We start from the raw sequence: 25,251 nt of genomic DNA, 5'->3' as shown, positions 1-25,251 counted from the left end.
GCGCCGTGGAGTACCCCGTAGCGCTGGCTCTGGAGGACTTCGTCCCGGTGGTGCTGACCGGATTCGCGGCGGCACGGCTGGTGGCGCCGATCGGCCGCGCCGCCCCACGCGCCCGTGCCGTCGCGGTCGCCGGCGCCGCCCTGGTCTTCGCCGGCGGCCTGTCGAAGGCGAGCTGGAAACTCACCGTCGCGCTGGACGGACCCGACATCCAGCCCCTGAACAAGGCGCTCTTCCCTCTTCTCGCGCTGGGCTTCCTGCTCCTCGCGCACGCGCTGCTCAGCGCGCCCCCGCGCGGCAGTACGGGCGACCACCGGCTGCCCCCGCTGTGGGGCTTCGCCGCGGCGTGGACGGCGGCCGCCGCCGGCTCCCTCGCGCTCCGGTCGACCCTGCCCCTCATGGTGCTCACGATCGCCGCGGTGACGGTCTGCGGCGTACGGCTGATCCTGCTGGCGCGCTCGGCCGGAGAGCCACGCGCGGCCACGGCCACCGGTCTGTGGCTGCTGGGCACGTACACGCTCGGCCCGCTGGCCGCCCGGCCCGACCAGAGCGTCGCCCTGCAGTGGGTGGAACAGTCCTGCAACACGCTCACGCAGGCCGCCCTCGTGTACGCGGCCTGGCGCCTGTCCGCCTCCTCACTCCCCTCCCTCCGGAAGGTGACCCTGTGACCGACGCCCTCGGCTGGCGCCGCAAGTTCGGCGTCATCGCGCCCAGCACGAACACCATCGTCGAACCTGACTTCTCCCGGCTGACGGTGCCGGGCGTGACCGCCCACTTCTCCCGTATCCACATCCGCGACCAGAACATGGCTGGGGACGCGGGCATGGAGCGGCTGCTGGAACAGATACGGGACGAGATCGGCGCCGCCTGCGAGCGGGTACTCACCTGCGAGCCCGACTACATGGTGATGGGCATGTCCGCCGAGACGTTCTGGGGAGGCGTGGCCGGCAACCGGGCCTTCGTGAAGCAGATCCACGACATCACCGGGCTTCAGGTGGCCACCGGCGCGGAGGCGTGCGAGCGCGCGCTGCGCCTGTACGGGGCCCGGCGCATCGGGGTGGTGACGCCGTACCAGCCGGTCGGCGACGCGAACGTACGGCGCTTCTTCGGCGAGCTCGGCTTCGAGGTCGCGGGCGTGACCGGTCTGCGCTGCCCGACGGCGGTCTCCATCGCCCATGTCGGGGAAGAGCGGCTCCGGGATGCGCTGACCGGTCTGGCGGCGCTCGACGGGGTGGACGCGCTGGTCCAGTGCGGAACCAACCTGTCCATGGTGGCGCTGGCCGACGAGGCCGAACGGTGGCTCGGTCTCCCGGTGATCGCCATCAACGCCGCCACGTGGTGGATGGCCCTGCGCGACAACGGGATCGAGGACAAGGTGTACGGCGCCGGGTCACTCCTGCGCGAGCACTGAGCGCACCAGTCCGGCGAGCATCAGCGCCTCCCCCGCGTTGCCGAGCGGCGGCACCACGACGGCCGCCGCCGAGGCGACGAACAGGGCCACCGCCCCCAGAGCCAGCCATGGCACGCGCCGGCGTCGCCAGAGCACCGCCCCCGCCACGAGCAGCAGGAGCATCGCCGCGACCGCCGCGACCGGCACCCCGCCGGGCTCCGCGTCCGCGTACCGCACGGTGTCCGCCCAGTGCCGCGGTTCGAGGCCAAGCCCTGGCAGGGTGGCCCAGGCCCCCGCCACGGCCAGCGCACCGGCCGTGCCCCACGCCCCGGCCACCACCACGCGCCCGCTGGACAGCAGCATCGCGGCGCACGGCACCACCAGTGGCGTCAGCACGGCATGCAGCAGGTACCGGCCGGTGCTGAGCGTCTCCAGCGGTGGGCCGTGCCCCAGCACCGTACCGGCGGCGACGACGGCCGAGTCGTACGCCAGGGCGCAGCCGAGCAGCGCGACCCACCGCCCCGGGCACGGACCGCGCAGCGCCACGGCGGCGAGCGCCAGTTCCAGGGCGGCGACCACCGCCAGGGCCGAGGAGAACACGGTCGTCCGCCTCCGACCGGCTCAGCGGCCGTAGAGCGACTCGATGAGCTGCGCGTACCGCTGCTCCACCGCTCCACGGCGCACCTTGAGGGTCACGGTGAGCTGGGGCCCTCCGGGTTCCCACACGTCCCGGAGGACAGCATGGGCGCGGATCCGTTCGGGGCGGGAGAGGCGGGTGTTGGCGTCCTCGACGGCGGCGGCGATGGTGCCGTCGAGGCCGGCGGACCCGCCCCCGGCGGTGACCGCTTCGTGGTCCGGGAGGATGAGGGCGACGTTGTGGGGGCGCCCGTCACCGACGACCACGACGTGCCCGATCAGGGGCGACGCATCCCGCAGGACGGTCTCGATGCGGGTGGGCGACATGTTCTTGCCGCCCGTGTTGATGATGATGTCCTTCTTGCGGTCGACGACGCGGACGTTCCCGTCGTCGTCGACGGTGACGACATCGCCGGTGTGGAGCCAGCCGTCGGAGTCGAGGACTCGCGCGGTGAGTTCGGGCTCGTCGCGGTAGCCGCGCATCAGGAAGGGCGCGCTCACGAGCAGTTCGCCGTCCTCGGCGACCCGTATGCGAGCCCCTGGTACCGGCCGGCCGACGGTGCCGGGACGGAGGTCACCGGGTGGGTTCATCAGCGCCATGCCGGACAGCTCCGACATGCCCCAGGCATCGCCGAGCGGCACACCGATCGCGTGGAAGAACCCCACCAGTTCCGCCGACGCGGGAGCGGCTCCGGTGACACAGACCCGGGCGCGGTCGAGGCCGATTCGTTTGCGCAGTTCGGCGAGGACCGGCTCGGCTTCGTCGAGTTCCTTGGTCTCTTCGGCCGTCAGCGTTCCGGCGCGCCGGCCGGGGCCGAGGCGGCGTGCGGTGGCGATACAGCCCTCCACCAGGGCACGCAGTCCCGGGTCGGCCTCGGCGAGGGCCGCGTCGAGCCCGGCTTTCAGCCGCTGCCATACGGCGGGCACCGCGCCGAAGAGAGTGGGGCGTACGGAAGTCAGCGCGCCAGGCAGCTCCTTGAGGTCGGGTACGCAGGTCAGGCGGGTACCGAAGCGGAGGTTCGTGTAGTGCGAGGCCCATCGGTCGGCGATGTGCGCGGCGGGCAGGAAGGACAGGTGGCTGTCCTCGTGCGTGATGCCGAGGAGCTGTTCCGTGGCGTCCAGTTGGGCCGCCATACCGGCGTGGGTGATCTCCACGGCCTTGGAGCGGCCGGTGGTTCCGGACGTGTGGATGAGCGTGAGGACGTCGTCCGGCCGTACGCGCTGCCATGCCTCCGCGAAGTCGAAGCCCGTCGGCGCCGCGGCCTCCACCGCGGCCAGGTCGGTCGCGCCGTCACCGGGGCCGTCCACGGCAATGAGGTGCTCGACGTCCGTACCCGCGAGGGACGCCCGCAGTACCGGCAGGAATCGCCGCTCGGTGACCAGGACGCGCGCCCGGGCCCGGGTGAGTACGTCGGTGAGCTGGTCCGGGGGCAGGGTGTTGTAGAGCGAGAACGGTATGGCCCCGAGGTGGAAGGCGGCGCAGTCCACCACGTGGAACTCCGGCCGGTTGGTCAGCATCAGGGCCACGGTGTCGCCATGCCGGACGCCCAGGCCGTGCAGCCCGGCGGCGACCGAGGCGACGCGCTCGGCGTACTCGGCCCAGGTCAGGGCATCGCCCTGAACGGTGTGGAGGGCGGGGGCCGGGCCCCGGGTGGCGGCGGTGTGCTGCAGGGCCTCGCAGAGGGTCGCGGCGTCGGACATGACGGCTCCTTGGCGTCGGGTGGTACGCGGAAGGAAGATCAGGACGCCGCGCCGAAGCGCAGGCGGAAGTCCCGCAGCACCAGGCTGAGCAGTGGTCGTCGGCGGACGAGGTGGCTGAGCGGGCTGGTGTCGGGCACGGCCCAGCGTGCGGTGGCGAGGACGACACCGGTCCGGGTGCGGACCGGGCTCGCCTTGCTCCGCCCGTGGAGGGTCTGGGCGACGTGGTACGTGAGCGGCCAGCGGCCCGGCAGGCGACGGGTGCGTCCGAACACGGCGGTGGCCAGGACCTCCTGCTCGGCCTTGGCGGTGGCGCGCAAGCCGGCCGAGCGGTCGATGTCGAAGGACGCGAGTTCCTTCGGGATGCCCCACAGCTCCCGCCCGCCGGCCATGGAGGCGGGGCTGTCGACCCAGATGTCGGTGATGGTGACCCGAGGGCGGGCGCCGTCGCGTACGAGGACGGCGGCGAGGAGTTCGTTGTAGTGCAGCACGCTGTCCTGCTCGTACACGACCCACGCGAGTCCGGCCACGCAGCGTCCCGCGACGGTGACCGGCCGGGTGCCGGGCGGGAGGCCGGGTGGGAGCGCGTGGCGTGGTGCGAGCCAGAGGGAGAGGTACATCTGCCCGGCGAGGTGCCAGGGTTCGGGCGGGTACGCCGTCACGGTGGGTCCTTTCGGCCGGCGGTCCGTCCCAGGCGCAGCGCGGCGGGTGCCGTGGCGGGCACTGACGGCGTACGTGGGGGGACGGGTGCCAGGGTGCGGTAGGGCTCGCCGGGGGCGGGCCGGGGGTCGGGGTCGCCCTTGTTGGGCCACAGGGCGGTGGCGCGTTCGGCGAGGGCGGTGATGGTGAGGGAGGGGTTGACACCGAGGTTCGCGGAGAGGGTGGAGCCGTCGACGATGTGCAGGCCGGGGTGGTCGTGCACCCGGTGGTAGGGGTCGACGACGCCCGTGTCGATCGTGTCCCCGATGGTGCAGCCGCCGATGAGGTGGCCGGTGGTGGGGATGTCGAAGAGGTCCGCCCACGTACCGCAGGGTATGCCGTCGATCCGGCGGGCGGCCTGCCGGGCGGCGCGGTGTCCGGCGGGTATCCACGTGGGGTTGGGGTCGCCCTCCCCGGGCCGACTGGTGAGCCGGCGTCCGAACAGGCCCCGCCGCGTGGAGGTGGTGACCGAGTTGTCGAGACTCTGCATGACGAGGAGGACGAGCGACTGCCGCGCCCAGCGGCGCGGGTCGTGCAGGGCGGGCAGGTCGCGCAGGTTCTTCGCCATGGCGGCCATACCGAGCAGCAGCCGGGAGCGGCCCGGCACGGGGTCCACGAGGGTGGCGCCGAGCAGGCCCAGCAGATTGCTGCCGCGTCCGTAGCGGACCGGTTCCACGTGCGTGGTGTCGTCGAGGTGGACGGAGGAGGTGATGGCGACGCCCCGGGTGAAGTCGGCGTTCCGGTCGCGGGAGCGGACGGCGAGGATCGCCTCGGAGTTGGTGCGGGTCAGGCGCCCCAGGTGCGGGGAGAGCCCCGGGAGCGCTCCGGTGTCGCGCAGCCGGTGCAGGAGGCGCTGGGTGCCCAGGGCACCGGCGGCGAAGACGACGTGCCGCGCGGTGAGGGTCCGCTTCCGGCGGCGCGGGGCCCGGCCGGTGCGTACGGATGTGACGGCCCAGCCGTCACCGGCGGCGCGGACGTCGGTGACGGTGCGCTCGGCGTGGACGTGGGCTCCGTTGCGCTCGGCGAGGCCGAGGTAGTTCTTGGGCAGGGTGTTCTTGGCGTTGTGCCGGCAGCCGGTCATGCAGGCGCCGCAGTGCAGGCAGGCGGCCCGGTCGGGGCCCTCGCCCCCGAAGTAGGGGTCGGGGACGGCGGTGCCGGGCGCGCTGCCGGGCGGGCCGAAGTGCACGCCCACCGGGGTGGGGCGGAAGGTGTCCTCGCGGCCGAGGTCACGGGCGGTCTCCCGCAAGACCTGGTCGGAGGCGGTGACCAGCGGGTTGAGGGTGACGCCGAGCATGCGGCGGGCCTGGTCGAAGTAGGGGGCGAGTTCGGTGCGCCAGTCGGTGAGGGAGGCCCAGTGGGAGCCCTCGTAGAAGGCGGCGGGAGGCTCGTACAGGGTGTTGGCGTAACCGAGGGATCCGCCGCCGACGCCCGCTCCGGTGAGCACGAGCACATCACCGAGGAGGGTCATGCGCAGGATGCCGGTGCAGCCGAGCCGGGGCGCGAAGAGATAGTCGCGCACGCGCCACGAGGTACGGGGGAAGTCGGCGTCCTCGAAGCGGCGCCCGGCCTCCAGTACGCCGACCCGGTACCCCTTCTCGGTCAGCCGCAGTGCGGTGACGCTGCCGCCGAACCCGGAGCCGATGACGAGGACGTCGTAGTCGAAGGCCGTCACCGTCGTGGACGCCGTCATGGGCGCTCCTCCGACACGAACCCGGCCATGAGGGGGATCACCAGCCGCTCGATCGCGGCGCGCCGTGCCCCGGGCCGGTCCTCGGTGAAGGCGACGGGTCCGGCGAGGCCGGGGGCGAAGGGGGCGAGCGCCATGTGCGGCAGAAGCAGCAGGAGCAGGGAGAGCAGGGCGTCGGTGTCGGCGCCCTCGCGGATGTCCCCGGTCTCGACGGCACGCTGGACGAGGGGCCGCAGTCCGGCGAGGTAGAGCCCGTGGACGGGGGCGCGCACGGCTTCTCTGACGACCGGGTCCATCTCCATGTTGGTGGCGGCGGTGACGCCGCGCTCCAGGGGGTGGGTGGCGAAGTAGTCGAGCCACGCTTCCAGGGCGTCGGTGAGGTGGGTGGTGAACTCCTTGGTGCCGTCGTATCCGTCGAGCCACGGCCGCATGGCCGCGTAGATGCGCAGCGAGGTCTGTTCGGCGACGTACGTGAACAGGTCGAGCTTGCCCGCGAAGTACTGGAAGAGAGACCCCTTGGCCACTCCCGCCGCGCGGGCGATGACGTTGAGGCTTCCCGTGGAGTAGCCGTGCGTGCCGAACTCGTCCATCGCCGCGACCAGGACCCGCTCGCGCCGCGCGGGCGAGAGATGCGTCCAGGTGGAAGTGGGCATGGGGTGCTCCCGCTGTATGACCGGGCGGTCATGTGACCGCCTGGTCATCGTGGCGAACGCACCGGCCGATGTCAACACCCCCGTGGCGCCGGGTGGTTGACAACCCGTCACCCGCCGCCCACCCTATGACCACCCGGTCACATGACCGGGTGGTCATCCCGTCCGTCTCTCGTCGGAAGGCTCGTGATGAAACGCGTCTGTGTCATAGGAGCGGGCTCGTCGGGCATCGCCGCCTGCCAGGTCCTCGCGGAGCGGAAGATCCCGTACGACTGTTACGAGGCCGGCTCCGAGGTGGGCGGCAACTGGCGCTACCTCAACGACAACGACATGTCCTCGGCGTACCGCTCCCTGCACATCAACACGTCACGGCAGGTCATGGAGTACGCCTGCTTCCCCATGTCGGAAGGGTATCCCGTCTATCCGAGCCATGCCCACATCGCGCGCTACTTCGACGAGTTCGTCGACCATTTCGGTCTGCGCCCCTCCATCGCCTTCCGGACGGAGGTCACCGGTGTCGAACCGTCCGCCGACGGGCGACGCTGGTCCGTCACCACACGCCACCGCGAGACCGCCGAGGAGGCCGTCCGCTCCTACGACGCCGTACTGGTGGCCAACGGGCACCACTGGCAGCCCCGTTGGCCCGATCCGCCGCTGCCGGGCTCGGAGTCCTTCACCGGGTCCCGGACGCACTCGCACCACTACAAGACGCCCGAGCCCTTCGCCGACAAGCGCGTCCTCGTGCTCGGCATCGGCAATTCGGCGTGCGACATCGCCGTGGAGACCTCGCGGGTGTCGCGACGGACCTTCCTCGCGATGCGGCGCGGCGCCCATATCCTGCCCAAGTACCTCTTCGGGGTCCCCACCGACCATCTCACCGGCTCCTGGCTGGCCCGCGCGCCGCTCAGTGTCCAGGACCGGGGGCTCCAACTGCTTCTGCGGCTCAGCCGCGGCCGACTGAGCGACTACGGTCTGCCCGTGCCCACCCACCGCGTCCTGGCCGCGCACCCGACGATCTCCGACGACCTGCTCTCCCGGCTCGGCCACGGCGACATCACCGTCAAGCCGATGATCGAGCGCATGGACGGTGACGAGGTGCTGTTCACCGACGGGTCGCGCGAGACCATCGACGCGATCGTCCACTGCACCGGTTACGCCATCAGTTTCCCCTTCCTCAGCCGCGAGCTCATCGACCCGGCCGGCAACGACATCGGGCTCTACCACCGGGTGGTGGACCCGGATCATCCCGGCCTGTACTTCATCGGGCTCGTCCAGCCGCTGGGAGCGATCATGCCGCTCGCCGAAGCGCAGTCGCACTGGGTGGCGGACCTCATCGAGGGGACGTGCGCGCTGCCCGGACGTGCGGCGATGCGGCGCGAGATCGCGACGTACCGGGCCCGTACGGCACGTCGGTACGTCGCGTCCTCGCGTCACACGATCCAGGTCGACGCCCTCGCGTACCTCCGCGAGATCCGGGCGGAGCGCCGCCGCCGTTCGCTCAGTACGCCTGCTCCACGGTGACGGTCCGGTCCGTTGCGTCGCCCCAGTACCGCACATAGGAGGCGGCGACGGGGTCGCCCAACGATGCCTTGAGCCACAGGGCGGCCCACCGGCCGGCGGCTCGTATGCCCTCGGTCTGGTCCAGGGTCTGGGGAGAGGCGTCCGGGCTCGCGCCCGGCGGGTTCTGCACGTCGGTGATGCCGAAGTGGTTGGCGCCGTGCAGGCCGACCAGCGCCTTGGGCTTGGCGGACAGCGCCCGGTAGGTGTCGCGTGCGGCGACGGGCGCGGCGACGCCGTCCGCGTCACCCTGGATTAGGGCGACCGGTACACCGGCGTTGTCGATGGGGCCGACCGGCCCACCGCCCGGCGGCACACTGTTCGTACCGAAGAAGGCGGCGGCCTTCAGCTGCGCGGGCTTGACCGCGCCGGGCGGCAGTCCGGCGCAGAAGGGCGGCGCGCACAGCCCCTGGATGGTGGACATACCCGCGGCGCCTCCGAACGAATGCCCCAGCAGGGTCAGCGTGTCGGTGTCGATACGGCCGGCGAGCGGGCTGCCGTCCCGGCGGTTCTCCGCCGCCGCCCACGCCACCGCGCCGAGGGCCTGGTCGGAGGAGGCCCACAGGCCCGGCACACCGAAGACCGGACGTACGTGGTTGGGTACGACGACGACGAAACCGAAGGCCGCGACGGTACGGGCGAAGCCCTCGTAGTGCGCCTTGTCGACATTGGCGCCCTGCAGGAGCAGCGCCACCGGCAGTCCGCGGCTCGTCGTCGCCGGGTAGTACACGTCCGCGGCGTCCGCGCCGACCTTGGCGGCGTACGAGCCGGTCGGGAAGGTCGTCGGATTCTCGGGCGTCACGGCCTCGCGGGCCTCGGCGCGACCGCCGATCGCCGCCAGCAGAGCGAAGCTCAGCAAGCCGGCGAAGAGGCCGCGCCGCAGACCGTGCGCGCGTCTGAGGAAGGTATGTGCCATCGGTACCCCGATCCTCGAGCGTGATGACTGTGGAGCGTTTCTTGTAGCGAAACGATGTTTCGCAGTTAACGGGGCGAGAGCTGCCGCGTCAACCCACTGGACCGAGATCACCGACGCTGCCGCGCCTGCCAGTGTCGAGAACCGCCCCATCCACATCGGCGCACCGAGGCCGGGGTGGTGGTGTCCGTTGGTGACAAGCTGCCGCCGGCCGCCCCAGGTCGGCACCATGGCGCCGTTCCCACGAGTGGCTTGCGGGACGGGCCGTACAGCCGTAGGTGATTGAAGCGCGAATTACCGGCGCTCAGTCAGGACTGACGCTGGCGCTGGCGGCTCGGCGAATCGCTCGGTGAGGGGCTGACGCTGGGGCTCGCCGTGTCGGCGGTGTCCGCCACCGCGGGATCCGAGGGATCAGGCCGAGCAGCATGGCGTAGTCGTCAGCCGGGACCCCGAGGCCCACACGGTCGACGTCCAGCAGTATGGTCACGGCGTCGGTGGTCAGGAGTTGGCCGGGATGCAGGTCGCCGTGCAGGGTGGCGGTGGGTTCGGACCGGAGCCCGTGGACCGCGGTCACGATACGCGCCAACCGCCCGGCGAGTCCCGGGTCGCAGTCCGGCGACGGTGCGAGCGTTGCGTTCGAGGGACGCGACCGCACCGACGGCGCGCGTTCCCAGCGGCACCGCCGCGAGGCGGTCGCACAGACCGATCAGAGAGTCGGGATCGGGCAGAGGAGCTTCCGGCGCCATCAATTGTTCCTTCAACGTCCGCCCGAGGGACAGCGGGCAGCGCGACGATGCCCAGTGCCGGAAACGAGCCCAGGCTCGGCGGGACCGGCAACTCCGCGGAGAGGACTGTGCGTGCTCTGTGCAAGGCCTCTCCTTCAGCGGGGCGTACGACCTTGAGGAAGAGACACTGCTGGCCCACGCGCGCCTCCACGACGGCCCGTCGCTCGGCCCGGCAGGAACGGACGGCCAGCCGCACGCGTAGTGGACCAGCAGTTTCCGGCCTGGCCGGTAGCTCGCCTGAACCGGGCGGTATACCCTCAGTTGGCCGCCGAACTGCTCGACGACCACGGCGCCCGGTGCGGCCCACCCCGCGCCGGGGATCGGACACGCGCATGCTGCGTCTGCGCACCAGAAGGGCACGCCGCAGCTCATCTCCCGGTTAGGGCCCCAACCACCTTGACTGCCAGGCTTCCTGACGGGTCGTCGGGCGGCGAGCACACTCGCACCCGTTTGCGGCGGACGGATCGAGCGGGAAATCGGGGTTCAGGGGCGCCTCCAAGAGCTGGTGCGGATCTGCTTGCCGCCGGCAGTGCGGCGCGGGGTGCCTGGACGGGCGTCTGCCACGCAAGGGCGACGGCGACCCGCCCGTCCCCGTCCGCACCTGGACGACCTGTTTCGAGGCGATGCGCCATCAAGAAAAACGGGTTCATCGCCGGCCGCAGGGGAGCGCTGTGCAGAGGGCGGAAGGTCAGCAAGCGGAGACAGGACTGCGACGCATGCTGACCTTCTGCTGACCCGAGGGACCTCTATCATGCCCCTGACCTGCACAGACGTCCAAATGCTACATCTTGGACTTGAGCATGGTGCGCAGCATTGAGTGCTCCTAGAGGTCAGCTCCCTGCCTGCTTGCTGCAGGTCAAGGGCGTTTTCTCACTGTACAACCGTGCGCTCGCGGGCAGCGGCCACCGCCTCCGTGGTACTGGAGCTGACCAATGGCTGATTGCCTGACGGCGTGCCAGTTGGGTTCCGGGGGCACGTCGGTCCGGGAGCCGGGGTAGCCACAGCGTTCGGTCGCACCGAAGCAGATGGGCGGACCCGGGCGCGGCGATCTTGCCGCTCCGACTGTCAGTGGCCTGCGACGCCGGAGCAGACCCGACCCATTCTCTGAGCGAGGGTACCCGGACAGCGGCCGAAACCGTCCGCACCGGCTCCGGGCCGCGATCAACTCCGTGGTGAGTGACGGGCTTCTCGGGCACTGCGCCCTCCGGGACACCAGGTGCAGAACCTTCTCCGAACGGTCGCCGCCTTCCCCAGCCGGGCAACCAGCCCGAACTGCTACAAGGAGTCCGCCAAACGCCACGTGAGATGACGCCTTACGCCTCCGCTCTTGCTTCGGTGGCGAGTGCTCTCCGTGCCCGCGGCGGTCGCTTGGCACTCGGATGAAGCCCGCGCTGAAGGTCCGGTGGGGGCCGCCGTCGTGGTGTTGAGCGGCCCGATGTGTCCGTCGTAGAAGACTCCAACGAGATCGCACGTCCGTTCGCCATACAGGAGAACAACGCCTTTAAGGACGCCGTCACCCATATGGACGTTCCCGGCTCGGGTGGCCGCCTATCCCGGCGTCCACGGCCCCACCGGCGGCGGGGGCGAACGTGGAGGCCGACCGGCTCACGGCGGCCTCCCCGGCCGCGGTGGGGATCGTGTCTCGTTGGGTGACCGCCACCCCACTCCCCCATCCGCGAGGGTGCTCCGTAGAAAGTTCAGGGAACGCTCACCCTGCGCCACGCCTGAATACCTTCGGGCGTGGTCGGGTCACGTTCAAGGCCCACCGCCGACAGCTCGGCGGCCAGCGTCTCGTCGGAGATGACATGGCAGTCGAACTCTGCGGTCTCTTCCCGAAGCAGGTCGTCGTCGCGCCAGGTCCGGTAGGTCATCACCCAGCGGATCAGGCCCTCACCCACTACGTCCGCCCGCGCCAGCGTGTCGTAGCGGTGTCGTCCCAGCGCGCTCCCAGGAATCACCGACGGGGGAACCGCACTCGCCGTCTGAGGGTGCTGCGACTCCGTGATCAGCAGGCCGCCGGGGCGGAGCGCACCGGCCCACTTGTGCCAGAGCCGGACCCGCTGCTCCGGCGAGAAGTGCATGATGATGTTGAACATCACCACGGCGTCCAGCGGGGCGTCCACTTCGGCTTCCAGTGCGTCCTCGGGCAGGACGGTCACCGTGTCCGCGGCTGCCGGTATGCGGGACAGCCGCGTCACCAGAGCTGCGCGCATGATGCGCGTCGGCTCGATTGCGAAGAGCTCCCCGTCCGGCCCGAGCAACTCCAGCAGGAGCTCGGTGAAGACCCCGGTGCCAGGACCGATCTCCGCAACGGCGCCGGCCCCGGACACCAGCCGGCGCAGTGCGTCCGTCAGTGAAACCCGTACCTGCTGGGGGAAAATCATGTCGTAGTACGGGCCGTTGACGGCATAGCCGAGCCCTTGATCGGCGCGGTCGGCCTCACTCGCAGCGGTCCTGGTCATCTGTGGCCCTCCTCGGTGGTGAGCTGAGAGCACCGTTCCGTCAGCCCGTCCAACGGCCGCCGGGAGGTCCGTGGCGGGGGGTTTCATACGCTGCCGTCGCAGCCACTTGTGCGGCGCGCCCCTTCACTCTCCGGACGCTCGGGCCTTGCGACGGCGGACGGGGAGGGCTGGCCGGTTTGCTGAGGGCGTGGCTGGTGTGCCCGCGATTGCTCGTTCTCACCGTCGCCCTCGGCCTCTCCGGCATCGTTGGACTGCGTGCCCTCATCACCGCCAGAGGTTCGTCTGCGCCTTATCTGAGAACGTGTCGTCAATATAGCGCCCACGGCCATTGCAAGCGCGGCGATTTCTAACAGCATACCTTTCATGGTGAAATATAGATCCTTCAGCCACTGGAAGGCGCCCTCGTCCGTCTCTTCCCGGCTCGGGGGAGGAGCTGCCGCTACCTGCGCATGGGAGACGATGGGTGGTTTCTCGAACAGCACGTTATCGGTGTCGCGAAGATAGGCGGTTACGGTGAGCGTCAAGGTGGCTTCGCCGGCCTCCACGGCCTCTATCTCCCACTGCCACTCCGCACTGTCCTCTACGGTGAGAACGTTTTGCCGTTCGGACGAGAGCGACTTGCATTTGATTCCAGCCCCGGAGCAGGTTAGCTTTACTCCGATTTGCGCCCCCACCTTCGTGACTTGCCTGTCCGAACCCGCCGTGCGAGAATCCCAGTTGCCACTCACCGTGGCCTTGTAGAGGCTGCTCTTACCCGCCGTCATTTCTAACTCTGCGGCATCGTCATATGTGATCTCGCCAGTGAACAGTTGCTTTCGGCTCGCAGTGACCTCAGAGATGTAGTCGTCCTGGGAAGTGTCCGGCGCCGGTTCCGTCCTTACGCTCCCGCACGACGACAGTAATAAGCCGCAGATCAGGGCGCACAGGGCTGACAGCACCATGCGATGACGCGAACGCAGCTTCCGGCTTCGACCTCTCTCATCGACGGCTTCGTATACGGGTTCTGCCAGGCCGGGACCCTTCACCCTGTACCGCGCACGAGGAGGTACTAGGTGGGCATGAGCCAGGCGAACGTCCTGAGCGGCTGCGACGTCACTCACGCGGGTGACGGTGGCACCGGCCGTCTCCGTCCGTGCGCTCCATTCCATAGAGGCATCGTCTCTCAACACTCGACGCCATGTTGGAGCAAGCCGGAAATTCCTGGGGTTGATCAGGGGAGGGGCCCGAACCGGCCTGGGGCTACCTAGATCGAGTTGCCCTGGCCGTGCGATCACGGCCGCGATATCCTCCGGCGCCGCCTCGATCGCCACCTGCGCTGCGCCCCCGGCAGGCAATATGCAGCACCAGTAGCCGCTAGCCACGAACGCTTACCCAAACCACTCGACGATGCCGCTAGCTGTGAGCTAGGCGTTCAACAGCGTGCTCAAGGTCGAGTACGTGCACCGTCACACCATCCCCTACCCGCGTCAGCTGCACAGAGTGTGCGACTTCAAGAGTCCGATCAACTGCGCACGCGAGCACTGGGCCAGCCTCACCGTGGGGCTGGCTGCATAGGAAGGACTCCACGGTTCGGGGATTGACAGGGCAGCGTGACACCCGGTGTGACAGCCCGATCGACTCCACAGCAACGATCGACTCCACAGCATCCAAATGGCCGGTCATGGGATCGCGGGATAGAGTCGAATTGCCGTGCGCAGTACCGTTCATGGTAATTTTTGGTTCACGAGGCCCACGCTTCCGCTAACCGGCCATATAGCCCTCACGAATCGCCACTGGGGAAACAAACATGAGTGAAACCCATGCCCATAAGCAGGTCAGGATTGTGCATTCGAAGGATTTGAATTCTCAAACGCTACAGACTCCCGGCCTCTTGCGCGAGGTCGCGTTCGAGGGCGAGGACTCCGGACCCGTCCAGTTGTCGGCATTTCGGAGCACGGTGAAACCGGGCGCGGCCACCGGTGCGCATCACCACGAGGACCAAGAGACCGTCTTGTACGTGGTCAGCGGCACGGCCCATTACCGTTGGGGAGACCGGCTGGAGAACGTGGCCGAGGCCGGGCCGGGTGACTTCGTGTTCATCCCCCCGTACGTTGTTCATCAGGAAATCAATAGGTCCACCGACTTGGAGACAGTCTGGGCCGTGGTGCGCTCTGGAATGAAGGGCAAGGTAACTAATCTGCCCGACCTTGACAAGTACGGCGAAAAGCCGAAGATCAATTACACCGCAGCAGAATAGCGGGAAGACACGCAGGTTTCACGAACTCACGGGTTCGACGATGTCCGGTACCAATGAGGTCCAGGGGGCGGTCGCCGGTGGTCGACGGCCAGCACTTGGTGCGTTTCGGGCAGTGCGTACTCGGTGGGTGATTCGGCGCCGGAGCGGATCCTCCTTGGGGCGATCGGGTGCGGGGCGCGTCGGCGTGGCCGACGCGGGGACGGGGCGAGCGGGAGATCGGCTACTGCTACGGCGCCGAGCGTGATGAGCCCTCATTGAAACGTACGACGGTCCATGGGTTGCTCCGCGGCTCGGGCCTGTGCGACTGCCTACGCCATCTGCCGTGGGCGGCCAGCGCACGAAGGGCCTGTGATGTCGGGTCGGCGCAGGGCTGGAGCGGTTATGCGCATGTCGCCTGTCATGTCAGTAAGCACGGGTCTCGTCCCGTCCAACGCTCGCCAGGCGCGTGATGCACATGATTCACGGCAGGAGTCGCTCATTGCCCCAGTGACGGGGGCGCCTTGCTGCGACCACTCTTTCGAGCGAGGCCGTACTGTGCCGCGCCGCGTGCCCTTCCGGCGGAAACGTCACGTCTCACAGCAGAAACGTGAGGGCGGTGATGGAGCATAGGAGGAAAGCAAGGACGGGCCAGTACAGCAGTTTGGGTGCCAGGTTGTCCCGCCACTGGATCAGCGCCAGATGTGGGCCGCGGGAGAGCAGGAGGGAGTTCCACACCACCGCGATGATCATGAAGTAGAGACAGAAATATACGTAGTCAATGTACGTGATGCCGTGTGAGCCGGTTTCCTGTCGCGCGGTGTTGTGGTCAACGGTCAGGACCAGCAGTGTCGCCGCCGCGAACTCCACCACGGTCAGTCCGTCGAATCCGGCGAGCGGGAACCGCTGAGTGTTCTTCGTGGTGACGAAGAGGGAGGCGAAGACGAGGACGGCGATGAAGGCCAGGGGGATGATCCGTCCGAAGAGCGGGGAGGCGAACTCTCTGGCCATGTGCATGTTGAAGTACAGCTCTGGATGCGTCTCGTGCCGGTACTGGCGGCCTTGTCCGAAGTTCACCGAGTAACGCGGGGTGTCGTAGCTGAAGGAGGTGTTTTTGACGGCCCAGTTGCCGGAGACGAAGTTCGCGTCCAGGCCGTAGGCGGCCGGGCCGCGCCAGGGCGGGTACGCCGCCAGGTCGGGGACGAGCTGCGCTCTGTTCTCGAAGTCGGGATGCCACATACGGAGCCAGACATCCTGCTCGTCCAGGGGGTATGTGTGGTAGTCGAACGCCTGCCGGAGCTTGACGTTGAAGTACCAGCCGATGACGTGTTCGCCGTCACGGTGGATGTCATAGACCTTGTGGGGCTGGTAGGAATCGTCCGCTTCCGGCAGAACGATGCCGCGTTCAATCCCGGCCGGGACGGAGTCGGCGTATCGCTGCCAGATGTAGCCGCTCACCTCGACGTCGTAGGCACCCGTGAAGCGCAGGGCCTGGATGAACACACCTGTGGGGATGTGCACCTGGCGTGATGATGCGGGGGCGTGGCGGGTGAGGTAGGCGTCGGTGTCGCGCATGGTGGTGACCGGTGTGCCGCGGATGAGGCTGTGCGAAGTGTCGACGACCGTCGCGATCCAGGTCAGTGCGGTGGCGCTCAGCAGGATGGTGGCGGTCCATGCGCTGGCCAGCCACAGGCGGTGGGCGCCCAGTCGGCGGATGCCTGCGAGGCCGGCCAGCAGGAACAGGGACAGTCCAGTGGTGACGACGGCGCAGAGGGCTGGACCGGGGCGGGCGAAGTCCAGCTCACGGTCCTGGTGGGCGGTGACGCCGAGCGTGAGGGCGAAGAGCGCGCCGGCGGCGAGGGCGAGCAGGTCGATGGTCCGGGCGGCAGCGCGTAGGCGGTGGGCGAGCGGATCGGAGTTCAGGTTCTTCACTGTGTCACCGGAGCCGCGGGGTTCAGCCGAAGTGGACGAGGTAGGCGAGCAGGACCGCGAGGCAGAACACCGGGTAGTAGACGCGGGAGACGAGCGCGAGCCGATTCCAGGCCCGTATGTTGTGGTGCTCCTGGAGCCAGGCGCCGGCGAGTGAGATGAAGACGCAGGTGCCCACGAGGAACATGAAGGTGTAGTACGCCCACTCGAGTGCCACTGTGTATCCGATGTCCGGCAGGGAGTTGGTGACGCTGGTCAGCAGCACGGCGGCGCTGAGCATGGCGGTGACCTCCAGGGAGACGCGGGTGCTGGTGTAGCGGGGGTCGCGGGGGAAGAAGAGCGTGGCGTAGGTGACGGCGGCGCTGAGCAGCAACGGCAGGAGGTTTTTGATGAGGAAGGGGCCGACGTTGCGGGCCACGGTGACGTCGGCGACGTACTGCGCGTAGTGGACGCCGTTCTCGCCGCGTGCCAGGTCCGGGTCGCCGAGTCGCGCGGTGCTGCCCACGGCGGTCTTGTACAGACTCAGGTCATGCACCGCCCAGTTGGGCAGGCCGTCGAAGGTTTGATGGACGTCCTTGCCGCTCTGCAGCGCCTCCGTGCGGTCCTGCTGCACCAAGGGCCGGTCGACCACGTAGACGACGCGGGAGGCGGGTTGGGTGCGGTTCTGCAGGGTGATTGCGAGGTGCTGCCGGTCGAAGGGAAAGCGGTGGAAGTCCAGTGCGGTGCTGAAGGTGGTGACGACCTGGTAGAGCCGGTATTTCATGCCCTGGGCAGACGATTCGCGAACGGGCGCGGTCCACTTGAACTTGTCGTCCGCCAAGTTGGGGAATTCCACGTTGGTGGCCTCGTCACTGCCTCTGTAGCGGAACCACAGGAAGAAGTCCGCCTTGAAGGTGCCCTCGCGGGTGTCGAGCGTGCTGATCCGGTTGACGTTGATGCCGGTGTAGACGATCTGCTGACGGGCCAGCGCCTTGCCCCGGAAGGCGACGGCCCGTCCGGCGGCCAGTTCCCGAGCGACGTCGATGTCCTCCTCCGGGCTGTATTCGGTCAGCTGGACTGGGGCGGAGACGATGTCGCCGGCCTGAATGGTGCCTATGGTGACGGGCAGGTGCAGGGATCGGGTGTGGTCGAAGAACACTCGCCCGTACACGCCGGGAACGCCTCTTTTCGGAGTGTTCATGGCGGCCAGCGCATCGCGGACGGCCGTGCGGTCCTTCGGGGTGACGTGGGCATGGTGGACCTTTGCTCTGCGCAGGGCGTGTACGGCCATGTGGGCCGCGGTCTGACCTGACATAGCCTTCCAGGACGGCATGGTCCCGTAGTGGTTCCGGAAGGCCGTGGCCCAGGTCAGGCCGGCACCGGTGAGGCTGTCGGCGAGCTGGGGAGAGGCGGCGTAGAACCGCCCGGTCATCGAACCGGGCGCCGCCCGTTCCTGGGCGGAGGCGGCCAAGCGGGAACTGAACTGGGTGTTGGACAGGTCGTCGCCCCCGATGGCGGTGGCGCGTATGCCGTGGCGGCGCAGGTAGGACAGCGTGGTCAATGCGGGGTCTTCGGGGAGGGCGAGGACGACCGGGCCTTGGCCCGGGTCCGTGCGCACGGCCTCCAGCGCCTTCTTCAGCTGGTCCGGTCGCGGGTTGCCGCTGTGGTCGCCGAGGGCGACGACCCGGTGCACGCGCCCTGTGCCTGCGAAGGACCGGCGGAAGCCGTCCGCGAGGGACACGCCGTAGGAGCTGTCGGCGTGCAGCACGGTCGCGCTGCGCGCGCCGAGGACGTGGTGTGTGTAGGCGGCAATGAACTGGCCCTGATAGGTGTTGGTGTAGGTCGTGCGGAAGCACCAGGGGCCGGCGGTGATGCTGTCGGCTGTGGCCGTGGGGGTGATGAAAGGGATGCGAGCGGCGTCGTACACGGGTGCGGCCCAGGTAGCCGTGGGACTGCTGGTGTTGCCGATGACGACGGCGACCCGGTCGTCGCGGGCGATGCGCTCGGCCATGCGGCGCGCGGTCGCGGGGTCGGCCCGGTCGTCGTAGGGCAGCACCCGTACGGGATGGCCGCGGATGCCACCGGCCCGGTTGATCCGGTCGAAGTGAAAGCGGACACCGCGGGTGATCTCCTGGCCGCGAACGGCCCCCGGTCCGGTATGGCTGGTCACCAGAGCCACGTACACCGGCTCCGGTGCCGGGCGCAGGAGGTACGGCAGTCCCACTGCCGCCGTGGCCAGGAGCAGGACGAGGACCGCCGCCGCAGTCAGGCGCGCGGGGCGGGTCCGCCACCTGGGCCGCAGACCGCTCGCGGTCGCGCCCGCAGGTGATGAACCGGTGTCCCGGACTTCCTGGCCGGGAGTCCGCCCGTTCTCGGCGGCGTTGCCGCGGTTGTCCCCGGGCGTGGTCAAGCCGGTCTCCTTCCTCCTCGGGTCCTGGCGGATACGCGTGCGGACACGCCGGCCCCTCACGTGCGGCTCCGAGGCAGGTGGCCTCGGAGCCGCACGCGGGCAGGGGTGCGCTAGTCGGCGTCGTGGGAGGCGATGCCGTCGATGGCGTTGTGGAAGACGGACAGCTTGGCGTCCTGGGCGACGAAGTACTTGTCGACCTTGTAGGCGATGGTGGCGAAGTCCAGGCGGCCGTCTCCGTTGAAGTCGCCGACGGCGATGCGTGCGGTGGAGTCGGAGGAGACGCGCCACTTGGTGAAGATGCCGGCCTGGATGTCGATCGCCTTGTAGTAGAAGACACCCTGCCAGGGCCAGGGGCCGCGCAGGGCGACCAGGAACTCGTCGTCGCCGTCGTTGTCGAAATCGGCGCAGACGATCTGGTGACCGGGCCCCTCTCCCAGTTCGTTGGGGTCGCCGAAGACGTCGAGAACGACACGCCGCCAAGTGGCCTCTGCCACGGGAGTGCCGGGCTGCTCCTTGACGTAGACGGCCAGGGTGTTGCCGTGGAACGGCTCGGTGGCCGCCACGTAGGCGTGCGGGTCGTCACCGATGCGTCCGGCACCCACGTCTCCACTGCCCTTGAAGCCGGTGTGCTCGAACTGGGAGTGCTCTCCCGAGCCGATGTGGGTGGTGGTGAACCGGCCCTCGCGTTCGTCGTAGTGCAGCCAGGTGACGCCTTCTTCGGAGGCGAGCAGGATGGAGTCGAGGTGCTCGCTTCCGGGCAGGGGGTTCGGCCTCAGCTCCGCGCCGTGGATCATGCGGAAGTGGCTGTCGTCGACGACGCGCTTCTCCCACGGCTTGCGCACGTCGTGGTTCGGGCTGAACAGCACGATGGGGATGAGGCCGTGTACGTGCTTGGGCCCCACGCACGGCACGCCCATCACCTCGGGCTTGCGGGTCTGGGTGAAGTGCCCGACGCGCAGGCGGTGCATGCCGGTCTCGCGGCCGATGTAGTGCCGCTCCCAGCGCACGTCCGCATCGGGCTTGCCGGTGTTCTCGATCCAGTCGATCTTCCCGCCTTCGAGGTCGGGGTCGTCGATACGTCCGCCCGCCCCGTACAGCTCGTAGCACACCACGATGTCCGGGCGGCCGTTGCCGGAGATGTCGGCGCAGTGGGCGCCGATGGGCATGTGGAAGCCGTCGGCCACCAGTTGGCGCTTCCAGCCGGGATTCTTGTACCAGTAGATCTCGCCCAGGGACAGGCCGTATCCGAACAGGTCGGGTCGGGTGTCGCCGTCGAGGTCGGGGGCCTCTACCCAGTAACCGTCATTGAGCTGGTCGGCTACGACTTCCCGGTCGAACTTGGGGGTGGCGAGGTGCAGGGGGGTGTTTGCGCCCATGGGGGTGCCTTCCGAAGGTGGGGTTGGCCGGACGCCTGCCGGTGGCGAGGCGGACCGGTTCAGGCGAGGGCCTCGGTGAGGTAGCGGTGAGCCGTCTGCGCGTGGTGGAGGGGCGGTTGGCCGCTGCGAGGATCCTGTTCGGCCTCGACGACGAGCCAGCCCCGGTAGGAATCTCCCGGGCGCAGGGTCTTCAGGAGGGTGTCGAAGTCCACCTCGCCCTCGGTGTCACCGGGGACGGTGAAGATGCCCGCATCCACGTACTCGCGAAAGCTCCCGGAGGCCAGCGTCCGGTCCGCCCTCACACTGCTGCGGATGTTCTTCAGGTGGACGTGGGCGATGCGGTCCCGGTGCCGCTCGACGACGCCCCGGACGTCGGCGCCGGCCCAGGTGAGGTGGCCCGTGTCGAGCAGCAGGCTGACATAGCGCGGGTCGGTGTCGCGCATCAGACGGTCGACGTCCTGTTCGGTCTGTACGCCGGTGCCCATGTGCGGGTGGTACGCGAGGGTGAAGCCCTGGCTCGCGACGATCTCGCCGATTTTGTTCAGACCCTTGCAGAGGTCGGCCCACTGCTCGTCGGTGAACTCCGGCCGGTTGCTGCGCAGGCTCAGCGACTGCAGGTGGATGGAGTGGCCGAACTCGGCGACGCCGATCGTGGTGGTCTTCACCGGCGGGTCGCCGGCGTTGAAGTCCTTGAGGAACTCCAGCACCTTCAGCAGGTCGCAGGCGGTGCGCTCGGCGCCGTCGGGCACGGTGAAGTAGGTGCTCACCCACGGTTCGCTCACGCTCAGGCCGCGCAGGTGCATGGCGGCGGTGAGCGCGTCGACGTCGGTGGTGAAGTTGTGGCCGATGCTGCACCCCTCGAAGCCCGCGAGGGCGATCTCGCTGAGGCACTGCTCCATCGGGATGTCGTTGCCGATCAGCGGGAAGTCGTCGTTGGTCCAGCAGGTGGGGGTGATGCCGAGGTGGATGCCCTCGGGGCGGATGGTGGTGGCTTGGCTCATGGGACAGTCCTGGGGGTCGCGGGGAGTGGGTCAGTGCCCGGGGTGGCCGCTGAGGATGGTCTCGGCCGCGTGCACGGCCATGGCGACGCTGGTCAGCGTGGGGTTGGAGGCGTTGCCGAAGGGGTGCAGGCCGTTGCCGCCGAGGTAGAGGTTGTCGACGTTCCAGACCTTGGAGTACTCGTCGACGACGCTGTCCAGCTCGCTGGTGCCCATCCGGGTGGTGCCGGCGATGTGCAGCGGCAGGCCGGGGGTGAGGAAAACAGGCTCGGAGCCGGGCATGAAGCCACCGAGTGCGGCAGCGGTGCGCAGCATGTGCTCGTTCATGCGGTCCGTCTCCTTCCGTTCGGCCTCGTCGAGGCGGAAGTGGAAGGTGGGCTGCGGCATGTCGAAGGTGTCGCGGATCTTCCGGGAGAAGGTGACCTTGTTCTCCGGGCGGGGGCGGGAGATGCCGAACCAGCGCAGGTCCACGATGAGCCGGGGATCGACATTGGGCGGCACGGCCCCGTAGGTGAAGGCGTCGCGGTGGATCTGACAGTGCCAGGGGCGCTGCTCGGTCACCAGCAGGGCCAGGTTCGGATCGCGCTCGGCAGGCGGGAAAGGCACGGGGTCGGCGGTTTTGTCACCGCCGTGCAGCCGCTTGAGCTGGGCGGCGCGGTAGGCGGCGACCCGTTCGGCGGCGGACGCGGCAGGGGCGTCGTCGTCGCTGCCGGAGACGCCGCGCAGGATCGACTCGATGTTGTTCATGTGCTCCTGCTGGAGGACCACCTGGCAGAAGGACATGGGCTGTTCGGTGAGGTAGCGGCCGAGTGCGGGCAGCGTGACACCGGAGTTGAACAGCAGCTGCGGGGTGGGTACCGCACCGCACGCCACCACATACGTCTTGGCCCGGAGCTGGATCTCGCGGCGCAGGTCGCGCAGGTGGCGTACGACGGCGTACTCGACCTTCTGTCGCTTGCCCGCGCCGGTGATCTCCAGGCGGACGCACTGGTGCTCGGGCAGCAGGGTGAACGAGCCCTCGGACGGCCGGTGCGTGGGCTCGGCCAGGTCACCCAGGACGGTATCGGCCGCGGACCAGGTCACCGCGGAGGTCCGCTCGGAGTCGACGCGTTCGCTGACCGCCAGCGGCAGTTCGGCGACATCGCTGAACTCCTCGCCCGACTGCTTCAGTACCTGCTTGACCAGCAGGTGTCGGGCGGAAGCGGCGAAGACGGAGGTCTGCCGGCCCAGCAGGGTCTCGGCCTTGTCGTACAGCTCGTCCATCTTCTTGTCGTCGATGGGGTATTCCTGGTCCCCGTTGCGCCGTTCGACCTGCGCGTGGAAGCGGGGAACGGCGCACGTCCAGTGGGTGGCCATGCCGCCGACGGCGTAGGTCGCCGCCGCGGCCGGCAGGTTGGTGTGCTTCTTCTGCTCGGGGTTCTGGTTGCGCATGGAGAAGCCGGCGTACTTGTCCGGGTCGTAGGCGAACGCCGACGGGTCGAGGGTGAGGGCCGGCTCCTTGTTGGTCGCCGTCGACAGGGGCAGCAGATTGCCCTTGATGACGGAGACGAACAGGTCGATGTTCTTCTGGAACAGGTAACTGTTCTTGAGGTGTTCGCCGTAACGCCGGGACAGCTGGGCCCCCGCGTCGATCATCAGCACGTGCTTGCCGGCCTCGACCAGTTTGCGGGCGAAGGTGCAGCCCACCGGGCCGCTGCCGATGATCAGCGCGTCGTACTCGGCGCCGAGCACGTCGTTGTCGTTCATGTGGATTCCTCTCGCAGGGGATTGATCAGGCGGCACGGCAGGGGGTGTCAGGGACGCACACGGCTGGGCCGACGACCCAGGGAATCGACGTCGACGGCATGGCCCGGCTGGCCGTCGACGGAGGTGATGTCGGCCGTGCCGCTGAGCCACAGAGCGGTGTTGACCAGGCCGACCATGCTGAACGCCTGGGGGGTGTTGCCCAGATGGCGGCCCGTGCGCGGGTCGTACTCCTCGCTGAGCAGTCCCACGTCGTTGCGCAGGTCCAGCAACCGCTCGAACAGCTCCTTCGCCTCCCGCCGGCGGCCGGTGCCGTGCAGCGCGTCGGCGAGCCAGAACGTACAGACGAGGAAAGTCGCCTCGTCGCCGGGCAGGCCGTCGACACCGCCGTCCGCCTCAGGCCGGTAACGCAGCAGGAAACCGTCCTCGCTCAGCTCGCGGCGTACGGCGTCCACGGTGCCCCGCACCCGCGGGTCCTCCCACGGCAGAAAACCGACCCGCGGCAGCAACAGCAGCGCCGCGTCCAGTCCCTTGGAGCCGTAGAACTGGGTGAAGGTATTGCGCTCGCTGTCGAAGCCCTTGGCGCACACCTCCGCGTGGATACGGTCGCGCAGTTCCTCCCAGCGGTCCACCGGGCCCCAGCGGCCGTGGTGCAGGACCGAGCGCACCGCGCGGTCCAGTCCCGCCCACGCCATGACCTTGGAGTGGACGAAGTGCCGGGAATCGCCGCGGACTTCCCACAGGCTGCTGTCCGGTTCGCTCCAGTTGCTCTCCAGGAAGTCCAGCAGGGACAGCTGCACGTTCCAGGCGGGATCATTGGCCGGCAGTCCCGCCTCGCGGGCCACGTAGAAGCACTCCAGGACCTCTCCCCACACGTCGAGCTGGAACTGGCCGGCCGCGGCGTTGCCGACCAGGACCGGGCTCGACCCTTCGTAGCCGGACAGCCAGTCCAGGGAGTACTCGGGCAGCCGCCAGGTGCCGTCGAGGCCGTACATGATCTGCAGGTCGGCGGGATTGCCGGCGACCGCGCGCAGCAGCCACTCCCGCCACGCCGACGCCTCCTCCAGATAGCCGGTGCCCACCAGCGCCTGCAACGTGAAGGTCGCATCGCGCAACCAGCAGAACCGGTAGTCCCAGTTGCGCGGTCCTCCGATCTGCTCGGGCAGTGATGTCGTGGCTGCCGCCAAGATCCCGCCGGTGGGCTGATAGGTGAGGCCCTTGAGGGTGATCAGGGAGCGCCGCACCGCCTGCTGCCACTGCCCCTGGTAGGTGCACCGGCTCATCCAGGTCCGCCAGAAGCGCTCGGTGTCCGCGATGGCGGCAACAGCCTCGACCGGCTTGGGATGGCTGGCCAGGTGGGAGGGCTTGTGGGTGAGGACGAACGGCACCTGCTGGCCGGCCTCGACGGTGAACTCGGCCTTGGTGGCCATGTTCTCGCCGTAGACGGCCACGGGCGTGTGCAGCCAGAAGGCGTCCGGGCCGGCCACGGCCCGCAGTCCGCCGCCGGTCCGGTTCACCCAGGGGATGATGCGGCCGTAGTCGGGACGCAGCCGCAGGTCCATCCGCATGGTGACCCGTCCGCTGATCCCTTCCACCAGGCGAACCAGGTCGGACCCCTCCCCGCGCAGCGGCATGCAGTCCACGATCCGCACGCTGCCCCCGGCCGTGTGCCACTCGCTCTCCAGGATCAGGGTGTCGTCCCGGTAACGGCGCCGCGTGGCAGGGCCGCCCGAAGCCGGGGCCAGCAGCCAGCGGCCGGCATCCTTGTCGTGCAGCAGCGCGGCGAAGCACGCCGGCGAATCGAACCTCGGCAGACACAACCAGTCGATCGACCCGTCACGCCCGACCAGCGCACCCGAATGCAGGTCTCCCAGGAACGCGTAGTCCTCGATGGCACTGGGCATTCCGACACTCCCTCACACCGGCGGCACATCACCGCCGGAGAACGCTCGCGCCGGTCTGCGGGCGCACCACAACACCGCTTCATGGGCAGGGGTAGGCACGCCGCGTCACAGCGGCACGTTGCTGGTGAATGGGTAGAGCACCCGGACAGCACCGGGCACCGAGCATGCGCTGACATCTGATGAGCCTGCCTGCCCCTCCCGCATGACGCGGTGGACCAGGCCCGCT

20 protein-coding genes are annotated in these 25,251 nt (G+C 69.2%); 5 read left to right on the top strand and 15 right to left on the bottom strand.

Annotated elements, in window-relative coordinates; translation table 11 throughout:
* Positions 1-5: 5 nt before the first annotated feature.
* Together G412_RS0126735 and G412_RS0126730 are read left to right on the top strand one after the other, a co-directional pair.
* Positions 6-665, top strand: coding sequence for a hypothetical protein (locus G412_RS0126735; protein ID WP_028814766.1), 660 nt, complete (start codon positions 6-8; stop codon positions 663-665).
* Positions 662-1,408 carry a maleate cis-trans isomerase family protein gene (locus tag G412_RS0126730; protein ID WP_028814765.1) on the top strand — a complete coding sequence of 249 codons (747 nt, stop codon included), beginning with the start codon at positions 662-664 and terminating at the stop codon, positions 1,406-1,408. Before G412_RS0126735 ends, G412_RS0126730 begins: the two co-directional genes overlap by 4 nt.
* On the opposite strand, the gene G412_RS0126725 is transcribed toward G412_RS0126730, so the two are convergent.
* Genes G412_RS0126725 through G412_RS36065 form a run of 5 tightly spaced genes read right to left on the bottom strand, consistent with a single transcriptional unit; the run spans position 1,388 to position 6,760 of the window.
* Entirely contained in the window at positions 1,388-1,987 is a 600-nt protein-coding gene (locus G412_RS0126725) for a hypothetical protein (protein WP_028814764.1), read from the bottom strand. The two genes, G412_RS0126730 and G412_RS0126725, sit on opposite strands and share 21 nt — an antisense overlap.
* Positions 1,988-2,008: 21 nt before the next feature.
* Positions 2,009-3,724, bottom strand: a complete 1,716-nt coding sequence (locus tag G412_RS0126720; RefSeq protein ID WP_037649964.1) for an AMP-dependent synthetase/ligase — start codon at positions 3,722-3,724, stop codon at positions 2,009-2,011.
* A 38-nt stretch (positions 3,725-3,762) separates the two neighbouring features.
* Positions 3,763-4,383, bottom strand: a complete 621-nt coding sequence (locus G412_RS0126715) for an acetoacetate decarboxylase family protein (protein WP_028814762.1) — start codon at positions 4,381-4,383, stop codon at positions 3,763-3,765.
* Entirely contained in the window at positions 4,380-6,110 is a 1,731-nt protein-coding gene (locus G412_RS0126710) for a GMC oxidoreductase (RefSeq protein ID WP_028814761.1), read from the bottom strand. Before G412_RS0126710 ends, G412_RS0126715 begins: the two co-directional genes overlap by 4 nt.
* On the bottom strand, positions 6,107-6,760 hold the full coding sequence (locus G412_RS36065; RefSeq protein ID WP_037649963.1) for a TetR/AcrR family transcriptional regulator: 654 nt from the start codon (positions 6,758-6,760) through the stop codon (positions 6,107-6,109). The genes G412_RS0126710 and G412_RS36065 overlap by 4 nt, the downstream gene beginning before the upstream one ends.
* A 186-nt stretch (positions 6,761-6,946) precedes the next feature.
* On the opposite strand from G412_RS36065, the gene G412_RS36060 reads away from it, so the two are divergent.
* On the top strand, positions 6,947-8,278 hold the full coding sequence (locus G412_RS36060) for a flavin-containing monooxygenase (protein WP_037649962.1): 1,332 nt from the start codon (positions 6,947-6,949) through the stop codon (positions 8,276-8,278).
* Here the strand turns inward: G412_RS36060 and G412_RS36055 are convergent.
* Both G412_RS36055 and G412_RS41815 read right to left on the bottom strand, forming a co-directional pair.
* Complete coding sequence (locus tag G412_RS36055; RefSeq protein WP_051338623.1) at positions 8,256-9,230, bottom strand: poly(ethylene terephthalate) hydrolase family protein; 975 nt, start codon at positions 9,228-9,230, stop codon at positions 8,256-8,258. The two genes, G412_RS36060 and G412_RS36055, sit on opposite strands and share 23 nt — an antisense overlap.
* Positions 9,231-9,531: 301 nt before the next feature.
* Positions 9,532-9,882 carry a phosphotransferase gene (locus G412_RS41815; protein WP_078607407.1) on the bottom strand — a complete coding sequence of 117 codons (351 nt, stop codon included), beginning with the start codon at positions 9,880-9,882 and terminating at the stop codon, positions 9,532-9,534.
* 209 nt (positions 9,883-10,091) lie between these two features.
* Between G412_RS41815 and G412_RS41470 the strand changes: the two genes are divergently transcribed.
* A complete protein-coding gene (locus tag G412_RS41470; protein WP_279626787.1) occupies positions 10,092-10,214 on the top strand; it encodes a hypothetical protein in 123 nt (40 codons plus the stop codon).
* A gap of 1,495 nt (positions 10,215-11,709) precedes the next feature.
* On the opposite strand, the gene G412_RS37365 is transcribed toward G412_RS41470, so the two are convergent.
* Together G412_RS37365 and G412_RS0126675 are read right to left on the bottom strand one after the other, a co-directional pair.
* On the bottom strand, positions 11,710-12,474 hold the full coding sequence (locus G412_RS37365) for a class I SAM-dependent methyltransferase (RefSeq protein ID WP_051338622.1): 765 nt from the start codon (positions 12,472-12,474) through the stop codon (positions 11,710-11,712).
* Positions 12,475-12,557: 83 nt separating this feature from the next.
* A complete protein-coding gene (locus G412_RS0126675) occupies positions 12,558-13,415 on the bottom strand; it encodes a hypothetical protein (RefSeq protein WP_028814759.1) in 858 nt (285 codons plus the stop codon).
* 845 nt (positions 13,416-14,260) lie between these two features.
* Here G412_RS0126675 and G412_RS36045 point away from each other — a divergent pair.
* Positions 14,261-14,710, top strand: a complete 450-nt coding sequence (locus G412_RS36045; RefSeq protein ID WP_037649959.1) for a cupin domain-containing protein — start codon at positions 14,261-14,263, stop codon at positions 14,708-14,710.
* A 573-nt stretch (positions 14,711-15,283) separates the two neighbouring features.
* Here the strand turns inward: G412_RS36045 and G412_RS0126660 are convergent.
* The 6 genes from G412_RS0126660 to G412_RS36040 form a co-directional block, all read right to left on the bottom strand.
* On the bottom strand, positions 15,284-16,618 hold the full coding sequence (locus tag G412_RS0126660) for an immunoglobulin domain-containing protein (RefSeq protein WP_028814758.1): 1,335 nt from the start codon (positions 16,616-16,618) through the stop codon (positions 15,284-15,286).
* A gap of 22 nt (positions 16,619-16,640) precedes the next feature.
* The gene (locus G412_RS0126655) at positions 16,641-19,004 is read right to left on the bottom strand and encodes an ABC transporter substrate-binding protein (protein ID WP_028814757.1); all 2,364 of its coding nucleotides are present in this window, start codon (positions 19,002-19,004) and stop codon (positions 16,641-16,643) included.
* Positions 19,005-19,114: 110 nt separating this feature from the next.
* Positions 19,115-20,380 (bottom strand): FG-GAP repeat domain-containing protein, encoded by a 1,266-nt coding sequence (locus G412_RS0126650; protein WP_028814756.1) that lies wholly within the window; start codon positions 20,378-20,380, stop codon positions 19,115-19,117.
* A gap of 59 nt (positions 20,381-20,439) precedes the next feature.
* A complete protein-coding gene (iolE, locus tag G412_RS0126645; protein WP_028814755.1) occupies positions 20,440-21,381 on the bottom strand; it encodes a myo-inosose-2 dehydratase in 942 nt (313 codons plus the stop codon).
* 30 nt (positions 21,382-21,411) lie between these two features.
* Positions 21,412-23,124, bottom strand: a complete 1,713-nt coding sequence (locus G412_RS0126640; protein WP_028814754.1) for a pyranose oxidase — start codon at positions 23,122-23,124, stop codon at positions 21,412-21,414.
* A gap of 47 nt (positions 23,125-23,171) precedes the next feature.
* Entirely contained in the window at positions 23,172-25,025 is a 1,854-nt protein-coding gene (locus G412_RS36040; protein WP_051338620.1) for a glycoside hydrolase family 15 protein, read from the bottom strand.
* Positions 25,026-25,251 lie beyond the last annotated feature (226 nt).

The organism is Streptomyces flavidovirens DSM 40150 (assembly GCF_000429085.1).
Taxonomy (GTDB): domain Bacteria; phylum Actinomycetota; class Actinomycetes; order Streptomycetales; family Streptomycetaceae; genus Streptomyces; species Streptomyces flavidovirens.
Note: the sequence above shows the minus strand (reverse complement) of the source record. Positions and strands in the feature narration are given on the sequence as shown.